Annotated in this window: 12 protein-coding genes; 3 read left to right on the forward strand and 9 right to left on the reverse strand. The window is 43.3% G+C overall.

Going from position 1 to position 10,400, the window contains the following annotated elements; translation table 11 throughout:
* Positions 1-68: 68 nt before the first annotated feature.
* The 6 genes from ACZ48S_RS05415 to ACZ48S_RS05440 form a co-directional block, all read right to left on the reverse strand.
* Positions 69-254, reverse strand: a complete 186-nt coding sequence (locus ACZ48S_RS05415) for a hypothetical protein (RefSeq protein ID WP_464211610.1) — start codon at positions 252-254, stop codon at positions 69-71.
* Between the two features lie 8 nt (positions 255-262).
* Complete coding sequence (locus tag ACZ48S_RS05420; protein WP_464211611.1) at positions 263-712, reverse strand: hydrogenase iron-sulfur subunit; 450 nt, start codon at positions 710-712, stop codon at positions 263-265.
* A 15-nt stretch (positions 713-727) separates the two neighbouring features.
* The gene (locus ACZ48S_RS05425) at positions 728-3,760 is read right to left on the reverse strand and encodes an FAD-dependent oxidoreductase (RefSeq protein WP_464211612.1); all 3,033 of its coding nucleotides are present in this window, start codon (positions 3,758-3,760) and stop codon (positions 728-730) included.
* Between the two features lie 3 nt (positions 3,761-3,763).
* On the reverse strand, positions 3,764-4,630 hold the full coding sequence (locus ACZ48S_RS05430) for a CoB--CoM heterodisulfide reductase iron-sulfur subunit B family protein (RefSeq protein WP_464211613.1): 867 nt from the start codon (positions 4,628-4,630) through the stop codon (positions 3,764-3,766).
* The gene (locus ACZ48S_RS05435) at positions 4,627-5,217 is read right to left on the reverse strand and encodes a 4Fe-4S dicluster domain-containing protein (RefSeq protein WP_464211614.1); all 591 of its coding nucleotides are present in this window, start codon (positions 5,215-5,217) and stop codon (positions 4,627-4,629) included. The genes ACZ48S_RS05430 and ACZ48S_RS05435 overlap by 4 nt, the downstream gene beginning before the upstream one ends.
* A gap of 179 nt (positions 5,218-5,396) precedes the next feature.
* Positions 5,397-6,791, reverse strand: a complete 1,395-nt coding sequence (locus ACZ48S_RS05440) for an elongator complex protein 3 (RefSeq protein WP_464211615.1) — start codon at positions 6,789-6,791, stop codon at positions 5,397-5,399.
* Positions 6,792-6,824: 33 nt separating this feature from the next.
* Here ACZ48S_RS05440 and ACZ48S_RS05445 point away from each other — a divergent pair, with 33 nt between their 5' ends.
* The 3 genes from ACZ48S_RS05445 (at position 6,825) to ACZ48S_RS05455 (ending at position 8,050) form a co-directional block, all read left to right on the forward strand.
* Positions 6,825-7,496, forward strand: a complete 672-nt coding sequence (locus ACZ48S_RS05445; protein ID WP_464211616.1) for a class I SAM-dependent methyltransferase — start codon at positions 6,825-6,827, stop codon at positions 7,494-7,496.
* Between the two features lie 72 nt (positions 7,497-7,568).
* Entirely contained in the window at positions 7,569-7,790 is a 222-nt protein-coding gene (locus tag ACZ48S_RS05450; RefSeq protein ID WP_464211617.1) for a hypothetical protein, read from the forward strand.
* 62 nt (positions 7,791-7,852) lie between these two features.
* Complete coding sequence (locus ACZ48S_RS05455) at positions 7,853-8,050, forward strand: tautomerase family protein (RefSeq protein ID WP_464211618.1); 198 nt, start codon at positions 7,853-7,855, stop codon at positions 8,048-8,050.
* 1 nt (position 8,051) lies between these two features.
* On the opposite strand, the gene rimI is transcribed toward ACZ48S_RS05455, so the two are convergent.
* From rimI to ruvB, 3 genes are read right to left on the reverse strand one after another with little or no spacing between them, the layout of a single operon-like run.
* Entirely contained in the window at positions 8,052-8,648 is a 597-nt protein-coding gene (gene rimI, locus ACZ48S_RS05460; RefSeq protein WP_464211619.1) for a ribosomal protein S18-alanine N-acetyltransferase, read from the reverse strand.
* A gap of 52 nt (positions 8,649-8,700) precedes the next feature.
* Positions 8,701-9,249: an epoxyqueuosine reductase QueH gene (locus ACZ48S_RS05465; RefSeq protein ID WP_464211620.1), complete on the reverse strand. Its 549-nt coding sequence runs from the start codon at positions 9,247-9,249 to the stop codon at positions 8,701-8,703.
* A gap of 33 nt (positions 9,250-9,282) precedes the next feature.
* Positions 9,283-10,326, reverse strand: a complete 1,044-nt coding sequence (ruvB, locus tag ACZ48S_RS05470; protein ID WP_464211621.1) for a Holliday junction branch migration DNA helicase RuvB — start codon at positions 10,324-10,326, stop codon at positions 9,283-9,285.
* Positions 10,327-10,400 lie beyond the last annotated feature (74 nt).

Consider the following 10,400-nt stretch of genomic DNA (forward strand, 5'->3'; position numbering starts at 1 on the left):
TTCTTATCCTCCTTGTTTTTTGGTTGAGCACTTTATAAACCGGTTATCCGGGAGCCGGCGTAGTTGGTCTATACCGCTATGTCAGTAACAACGCGGCGCGTAAATATATAATATTTACCATCCTCGTGGGCTGTTTGCACCTCAAACCCATCGGCAGTATATTTCTGAGCTTGCCCCTTAACTCCAGCTTCATCATCATAAACCTGCCCGTCCCACATAAATTTTTTACCATCGAACTTTCGAGCTAATTCCATACTTCTCCTTACATCTTATATGGGCTTGGGCCCAAAGCCTTCAGTTGATCCACCATTTCGGTTACTACTTCGGCAAATTTAGCCCCTTCGGAAGCGGATACCCATTCTAAACGGTATCTTTCTTCTTCTAAACCAAAATCCTGCAGCATCAACTGGATTGCCTCAGCCCTGGATTCAGCCCTCAGATTACCTTCACGATAATGGCAGTCCCCCGGATGACAACCGCACATCAGAACACCATCAGCGCCCTTGGTCAGTGCGTCAATAACCAAGTTAGGGTGAACCATCCCGGAACACATCACCCGGATAATACGTACATTGGGTGGATACTGTATACGTGATACTCCAGCTAAATCGGCAGCTGCATAGGAACACCAGTTACAGGCAAAGCATATTATCAGCGGTTGATACCCAGCTTCCTGGGCGGATTCTTGTTCAATTGAGGTAGATGTATTCATACTCATTATATCCTTTTATACCGGAGTCAATAAGGAGGCTACCATATCGGATAATTCATCTAAATAGAAATTTTTTACCATAATACCTTTCTTGGGACAGGTAGCCATACAAACCCCGCAACCCTGGCATTTTGCGGGGTCAGATTCCACGGTCTTTTTAGTATTTCCATTAGACACATACTCAATTAAGGTAATTGCGTCATAAGGACAGGGGTCAACACAGTAAGCGCAGCCATCGCAATTCTCGTCAATAACATCGGAAACACATGCTTCAAGCTGTTTTTCATCTTTAGACAATATCGCGGCGGCTTTAGCCGCTGCGGCTCCCGCCTGCATGATAGATTCATCAGCCAACTTGGGGCCATGAACTAACCCTGCCAGAAAAACACCTTCAACTGGTGAATCTACCGGTCGTAGTTTGATATGAGCTTCCATTAAAAACCCGTCTTCCGATTGAGGTAATTTCATCATTTTGGCTAAACCCTGTTCCGTATTTGGGGTTACCCCGGCTGACAATACCACTAAATCGGAAACAATATTTAATCTGGCGTTCAACATGGGGTCGATAACTGTGACTTTTAAACTCTCATCTTCTTCGGAAACAACAGGTTTCTCTGTTTCATCATAGCGAATAAAACGTACTCCGAGTTTACGGGCACGGCTATATTCGGCTTCATGCAGGCTATAAGCCCGGATATCCCGATAGAGTACAAATACATCCGTTTCCGGACGGCGGGTCTTAACTGCAATAGCGTTCTTAATAGCTTGGATACAGCATAAGCGGCTGCAATACGGATGTTCTTCATCACGAGAACCCACACATTGAATCATAACCAAAGTACGAGCAGCAATCTGGTCGTTAACCAGTTGTTTTTCCAATTCCAGTTGGGTCAACACCCTTTGATTATGACCATACAAATATTCATGCGGACTATATTCAGTTGCGCCGGTAGCCACGACCACCGCCCCTGCCTTAATATGGTTTGGGTTCCCTTCTTGGTCAAAATCGACAATGAAATTCCCCGCAGAACCTTCAAATTTTGTTACTTCAGTATTAAAATGCAGTTCAATTTTCGGATGGCGTTTTACTAGTTCCGTTAGCTCTTCTAGTTTAGTTTGCGGTTCCTCCCCCGGTTCGCCGAATTGAACCCGTTTCAGATTGCCACCCAAGCTGGATGTTTTTTCCAGTAGATAAGTTTTATAACCGGAATCAGCCAATCTTAAAGCGGCGGTCATCCCAGCTAGTCCTCCGCCAATTACTAATCCGTCATGAGAAACACTCACCTGTCCGGGGTAAAGTGGTTTCAGATGATTTACTTTAGCAACTGATAATGTAATTATATCCTTTGCTTTAGTCGTAGCTTCAGAAGGTTCATTCATGTGAACCCAGGAGCACTGATTCCTGATATTGGCAATCTCTAATAGATAAGGATTCAAGCCCGCCTCACGCAATGTGTCCTGGAATAAACCCTCATGAGTTCTTGGAGTACAAGCTGCTATTACTACCCGTGAAAGCTTATGCTCCAGTATAGCCTGCTTAATGGTTTCACCCGCATCGGAAGCGCAGGCAAATAATGTGTCAGTTACGTATGTGACATTAGGTAGTCTGTTGACATGTTCCACTACTTCAGCTATATCAACAACAGAAGATATATTCTTCCCGCAGTGGCAGACAAATACACCGATTTTCTGCTCTTCATCACCTAGTTCCCGCTCTTCCGGATATGTACGTTCTTCCAGCAGTTCTCCCTTTTGTTCTGCAAGCATCCCAAGCACTCTGGAGGCGGCAGCGCCTGCTTGTATTACTGTTTCGGGTATATCCTTAGGTCCGGTAAAGACACCTACTGCGAATATCCCTTCTTTATTTGTAGCTACAGGGTCCAAACCATCAGTGACGCAAAAACCATCAGAATTAAGAGTAATACCCAACTGTTCAGCCAATTCTTTACCGGCTTGAGCCGGTCTCAAACCGCAGGAAAGCATAACCATTTCAAATTTTTCTTCGTTTAACCGCCCTTGTTCATCCTGATAGCGAACAAGAATCTCATTATTATCTGGTATTTGCTTCAGTGAGGATGGCTGGCACCGGACATATCTGACTCCGGCTTTTTGTGCGCGTTCGTAATAAGATTCGAATCCCTTGCCATAGGCTCGGATATCAATATAAAAAACTGTTACTTCCATTTCCGGATGATGTTCTTTTAAAATAAGAGCTTCTTTTGTGGCATACATGCAACAAACCGCTGAACAATAATCGGCCGATGTTTCTCTTGAGCCAACACATTGAATAAATGCCACTTTTTTTGGCAGGCTATTATCCGAAGGCCGCATTACTTTACCGGCGGAAGGTCCGGATGCTGAAAGCATGCGCTCAAATTGCAGACTGGTTAATACATTTGGAAACCTGCCAAAACCCAGCTGCGGCTTCTCCTCTGCGTTATAAAGATCGTATCCCGGAGCAAGAACTATGGCTCCTACTTCCAATTCAATTTCTTCATCCTGCTGCTCAAAAAGAATAGCTCCGGCTTCACAAAATTTTTCGCAAGCGCGGCAGCCTTTTCCTTTTTTGAAGAATATACAATTAGCCTGGTCAATGATGGGCACATTCGGCACCGCTTGTGCGTAAGGCGTGTATATCGCTTTGCGCTCAGAAAGCCCATTATCAAATTCACTTTTAGTTTTAGCCGGACATTTTTCAATGCAGACATTGCATCCGGTACACTTTGCCTCATCCACAAACCGGGCTTTTTTTAATATTTTCACCCGGAAATTTCCTGCCGAGCCTTCATAACTAATAACTTTTGAATTGGTCAGTAATTCAATATTTAAGTGCCTGTCAATGGTTACCAATCTGGGTGAGACGGTGCACATAGCACAATCATTTGTTGGAAATGTTTTATCCAGCTGCACCATTTTTCCGCCAATAGCCGGAGCTTCATCCAGTAAATATACTTTTATGCCGGCTTCAGCCAGGTCCAGAGCAGTCTGCATCCCGCCGACACCGCCACCGATTACCAGTGCGGCACCTATTTTTCTATCCCCTGTCATCAATTAAGATTTCCTCATTAATACTTTTTCTGATTCAACAAAATGCTTGTTCAGCATCAAGTCTTTCTCGGCTACGCCGATAGCAAGCGCTATTAGCTCGGTAAAATAATAAATCGGCAAATCATATTTTTTACCCCGCTGAACTAAATCCTTTTGCCTGATATCCAGGTTCAACTGGCAAAAAGTACACGGAACTGAAACTGCGTTAGCCCCTACTGACTTAGCATCGTCAAGAATACGCGATGTCAGGCTGATAACCGCCTCAGGTTTTGTTATTGCCAGAGATCCGCCACAACATTCTACTTTATGTGACCAGTCAACCGTTTGGATACCAACCGCATTGAGAATTTTGTCCATGGTGACCGGATATTCAGGATTATCTCTGAAGCCGGTTTCTCTGTGCGGTCGAACCAGCAAGCAGCCATAATAACTGGCAATCTTTAAATATGAAAGATCACGTTTAACCAGCTTCCTTAATTTCTCCAGATTTTCTTCAGTCGCAATTATTTCCAGCGGATGTAACACCGTAATATCTTTTTCGAACTTATGCTCAATAATATCTTCGATTTCACGTTTTAACCTTAAATCATCCTCATCTTCATATTGAGCGATTTTGAAACGATTATAACAGGCGGTACATGGTACCATTACCTCGCTGTGCCCCGCTTTCTCAATTTCAGCCAGGTTTTTCAGAGGTAAGGTATCAGCCAGAAGCACTGAAGCATTATGAGCCAGGGTTGAACCGCAGCAGGTCCAATTCTTTAGTTCTTCGAGTTCAATATCCAGGGCTTTGAATACATATTGCAAAGAATTATGATATTCTTTTCCAGTTGAACGTAAGGAACAACTATTATAATATGCGTACTTCATGAACCAGCCAACTCCCGTTCTTTCTTAGCCACCCTTTCGAATATTTTTTTAACTTTATCCGCATCCTGTGAATGTGGCAACACCGCGAGTTTGCCCTTTTTAAGCATTCGTATTCCCATACCCATATCACGCTTCAGTGTCCCGGTTTTAAGCGTCAATAAACCGGCAACACCGGCCTCATACATAGTGCCGTATTTTTTGATAATGCTCAAACCAGTTCGGTAAAACTCAGCAATAGCTGGTTCCTTGGGAATTATGCCCTCTTTGATAGCGATATTCGCTAAAGCGTCCATCACTTTTAGCAGTCCCGTTTCCTGCGGGCATCTCCCTGTACATGTACCGCAGGCCACACATAGCCAGTAAGTATTAGTATTCAATACCAAATCCTTTAACCCAAGTCTTACTGCATGTACCACCTGGGCCGGATTCATATCCATAAATTCAGCTAGAGGGCAGCCACTGGTGCATTTACCGCATTGGTAACACATATTGGCGTCGACGCCATGAATTGATTTAATATGAGAGGTAAACTCACTAATGTGGCCGGGGATTAGTTCTAATTCGGGAATGTTTGTTGTTTCATTCATTATCTATTTACTTCTATTTCATTTTCATTATTCGATGAAATACTGTCTTTTATATATCTAGTCCTGACTAGGACAGCCCAAGCGCTCACCAACCTAAAGGCGGGAGAAAATAATAATAAATGCTGGTACTATATCTAAAGTACCATGTTTGGAAATATTATCTCAAATTTAATTCATTGTCAATTCAAAATACGCCCAGTAAGCTCTTTTACCATATAACCCGATACCATCTTAAAGCCCAAAGATCGATAATAAGCCCTCGCCCCGACACCGGAGAGTACACCAACCCTGGATAAATGATATTCTCTGAAAACTATACGTTCGGCTTCTTTTAATAAACCTCTCCCTAAACCTTTATGCTGGACGCTATTTTCATCACCCTGGGTACCTATCAACAATTCTGACCCGAATACGTGCAGTTCTCTTATTAAAGCCAATTTATTTTCCCCATTCGATAAAACCTTTGGGCCACCATGTTGCATCCTCAACCTTAGTAACCCGAATAAGGTTCCATAATCATCTTCAAAGGAAAGAAAAATCTCAGTTCCACCTGAGGCTTCATATTCTCGTCGTTTGAGAAATGGCTTACCAATATCAAGTTTACGACGCGCTCGATGCCCATACTCACGACACCTGATGCATTGGCAAGATAAACCGGCATATTTCAGCTGCTCTTGAACATTGTCTCGCAGAGAATTCTTTAGCCCTCCCGTGATGTATTCAGCCGGTATGTCCCGCAGTACTCGAGAAATGCGAACATAAGGGGGGACAGTACTTTTTATTCTAGCTAATAGATTGGTCATATCTGCATTGGAATATGGTTTATATTTTCCGTCACGGTACCAGTCTTCCAGTTCAGTCCCTTCTACAACCATTGTAGGATATATTTTCAGTCCATCAGGACGGAATTTGGGATTTTTAAATAATTCTTCTGTCATTGCCAGGTCATGTTCGGGAGTCGAACCTGGCAGACCAGGCATCCAATGATAATGAACTTTAAGACCTGCCTGCCTTAACATTTTGGTTGATTCAACCACCGCTTCAATGTTATGTCCGCGTCTTATTGTTTGGTAAATACTGTCATCAATAGTTTGGACACCTAATTCCACCCGTGTTACTCCCCAGGAAACCATGCGTTCAATTTCTTCTCTGCCGCAAACATCCGGCCGCGTTTCTATACACAATCCCACAGCTCGATATGACGCTGATTCATTAATCTGTTGAGCGAAATTCAAGCTTTCAGCGGCTGTTCCATTCAGCGCATCAAAACATGCCTTTATGAATTCGTTTTGATAATCAATTGGGGTTGAGAGAAAAGTACCCCCCATTACTATAAGTTCCACCTTATCGGTAGGATGTCCCATATCCTGAAGAATACGTAATCTTAGTTTAACTTGTTCAGCGGCATCGTAACCCCGCGTTGCGGCGCGCATTACCGCCGGAGAATGAGGGGTATAGCTCCGCGGCACGTCTTCAAATTGCGGACAATAAACACAATTACCCGGACAACCTGATGGTTTGCTCATAACAGCTATCGGTGTAACCCCGGAAATTGTGCGGGTGTTCTTTTTCATTTATACTCCATTATAACTCATTGAAAACAAACCATGAAAAATACTGAGTTCGTAAATAAAACGCCTGATTTTGACCCGATCGCCGCAGGATGGTATAACTTTCGGCATTACACTATATTCAAAGATGAGCTTGACCGTCTTTCCATGCGTTGGGGTGAAGGAAAACTGCTCAATGCAGGCTGTGGACATGGAGCTGATTTTTTACCATTCAAAGAGGCTTTTCAGCTATATGGCATCGATATTTCGTTGGAAATGCTTAAACAGGCCGAGCGATATTTTAAAAAGCACAATTTCCATGCTGAACTTAAACAGGCTGATATTCGCTTGATTCCTTACCAGGATGATGACTTTGATAATGCAATCGCAGTAGCCAGCCTGCATCATATTAAAGATTACCGAGAACAACTAAAAGCTGTATTAGAGTTAAAACGAGTCGTTAAACCTGGTGGTGAGATATTTATAACTGTATGGAATGCCCTTCAACCTCGGTTCTGGCTTACGAGACGAGATACCTTTATCCCTTGGAAGAATGGCGATCAAACAGTATATCGTTATTACCATCTTTTTACTTACCGAGAAATAGAAAAACTGGTCCTATCTGCTGGATTAAAAATCGTTAGTATAAATCCAGAATCGAAATATAAAGGTTGTCTGAAGCATCTCTCCCGCAATATTTGCCTTCTGCTGAGGGTGCCCCATTCTTAATTTGTTTGACCTATTATAAACTGCTAACATTTAAGACAACATATAGCTATACTTGAAAAAGGAGTAATATTTATGCTTATTAATATCACCTGCCCCAGCTGTAACACCAGCGGTGGATTTTCTATCGCAGATGAGCGGTATATTGGCCCTTATCGCTGCTGGAAATGCCGCGCCGCCATGAAAATACATCTGGAGCAAAACAACCTTGAAAGCTGCGAATTAATGAGTGAAGAAGAATTTGAGCGCTTTGAACAGGAAATGGAGATAAAGCGTCGTGCCCGAGGTGGTCGTTAATACCGTATAACAGCTTCTGACATCACATTACAGTTCGTCAGTTAATAAGCTTGGGGGGGAATATGCCTGTTGTTATCATAAAAATGCATGAGGGTCGAACCATCAGCCAAAAAAAACAACTGGCCGCGGGTATTACCGGCGAGTTCGAAAAAATTGGAACACCAGCAGAAAAAGTTACCATTATTTTTGAAGATACCCCTAAACATAACTGGGCTGTTGATGGGCAATTGGCAGCCGAGACCTCAAAACAGCAACTCTAACTCATGGATTAACCTTCGCCCGAGCTTTATTCAGCTTATCCCGCCAAGCGACTGATTCAATATTCTCAATAGTCATTATCAGTGCGTCCTCACGATTGTCGGTATAATAAGCTTTTCTTATACCTTTTTCAGAAAAACCGTTTTTTATATATAAACGCTGTGCCTCATAATTCGAAACTCTGACTTCCAGGGTCAGAGTAACGGCGTGCCTTTTAAATGATTCCTCCATAAGTTCCAACAATAGAAATTCACCAAACCCTCGCCGACGATATTCTTTTCGTACGGCTAGACTGATAATATGAGCTTCATCAGCCATCATCCAAAAACCGGCAAAGCCTATAATTTTTTCCTTGGGTTTTCCCCCGTTAGGAGTAATCCAGGTTTTTACTTTCTCCACCAGACCAGGGTTCTTCTCTGTTTCAATCCCACCCTGGCTGATTCCAGAGACTTGCGATAAAACCAAATAGCAAGCGAGTTGATTTTCCATCTCTCGATGATAATTCATTGGAGGCCACATGGTGGAAAATGCTTCCCGGTCTATTGCCGTTACGGGGTTAATATCACTACGGCGCATTGATCGTATAATATAATTCATCATTAAATCAATTAAACATTTATGTTAAGTATTACTTCAACTCTTACCCAAAAAATCAAATGACATCAGAATTACGATACCTCTCGTATTCACTAAAAAGGCAACCGCAGTATTGCTGCCGGTAAAGATCCAAAGGTTTTGTGATTTTTCGGCTCTCTGAATACATCTTTCGCAGGTCATCGTATAGAAATCTGACTCCAGATAATGCCTCGGATTCATTACCCGCCGCGATTATACTCTTGTGATTCTGCTGGGGACTGATAGTCAGGCTGCTGGAAAATGCTTGGAAACCATTAGCGGCAGCGAACAATGCTGTTCTTTTCATCCGGAACAAATAACAGGAATAGCAACGTTCACTCGTTGATGAATTTCCCACCGTAGCCTTTAAATAAGCATCAATCGGGTATTCATTTTCTTCAATAAACTCAAAACCTTCCTCCAACATGAACTGACGCATGGACTTTAAACGTTTCTGATGTTCAGTGTAAGGATGAATGTTGGCGTTGCACCAATATGCGCTAACATCGTACCCCTGGTTCTGCCAGTACTTAAGCGTATATGCCGCGCAGTGCGCGCAACAACAGTGAACTAATAGCTTAATCATTATTCAACATCATAAATACTTCGTAACTGAGAATTAAAGAAAGCTGTTCTGTTGCGTACTCCGTCCGTGTTTTCTCCTGGCTTGCGGATATTCCAGGTTCAAATGATCATAAGCGCGGCGGGTCACCATGCGGCCTCGAGGTGTACGCTCTAAGAAACCAAGCTGCATAAGGTACGGCTCGTAAATATCCATAATAGTATCTGTATCTTCACTGATGGCTGCAGCAAGCGTCTCTAAACCAACCGGACCCCCAGCAAATTTTTCCACAATAACCCTGAGTAACCGATGATCAGTGTTATCTAGCCCAACACCGTCAACTTCTAATTGACCCAACGCTGTTAGAGCAATTTCTCTATTAATAACCCCGTCCCCTCGCACCTGAGCGTAATCTCTGACCCTTTTGAGCAACCGATTGGCCACCCTGGGTGTCCCTCTGGCTCTGCAGGCTATCTCTTTTAAACCATCGGCGGCGGATTCTACTTGCAGTATCTTAGTTGACCGGTTGATAATAGTTTCTAAGTCTGTTTCGGTATAATACTCCAGGCGATGAATTGAGCCGAACCGATCACGCAGTGGCGAAGAAAGCATGGCGTAACGGGTAGTAGCTCCGATCAACGTAAACGGGGGCAACTTAATCCGTAGACTTTTAGCACCGGGACCTTTGCCGATAACTATATCCAGCGCGAAGTCTTCCATGGCGGGATATAGAATTTCTTCAACAGTCCTGCCTAATCGGTGTATCTCATCAATAAATAGAATATCATGAGGTTGGAGGCCAGTAATAATCGCGGCGAGATCACCCGGTCTTTCGATAGCCGGCCCGGCGGTAATGCGAATGTTTACTTCCATGCTGCGGGCTATTATATGTGCCAGTGTCGTCTTGCCCAATCCTGGCGGACCGTATAATAATACATGGTCTAAGGACTCACCACGTTCCTTCGCCGCGGACATAGTGACTGATAAGTTATCTTTAATCCTTTTCTGCCCAACAAAATCAGAGAGGGATTTAGGGCGTAAACTTTTGTCCAGCCCCGAGTCTTCCCCCCCTGAATCCTCGGAAATAACGCGTTCAGTCATAATTAAATGGCATTATATCATATCAATTAGTGCAACGGGGGCTTGAAGCCCCCGTTGCACTAAAACTTAAAGCG

The sequence above is a fragment of the Dehalogenimonas sp. NIT-SK1 genome, from assembly GCF_055384165.1.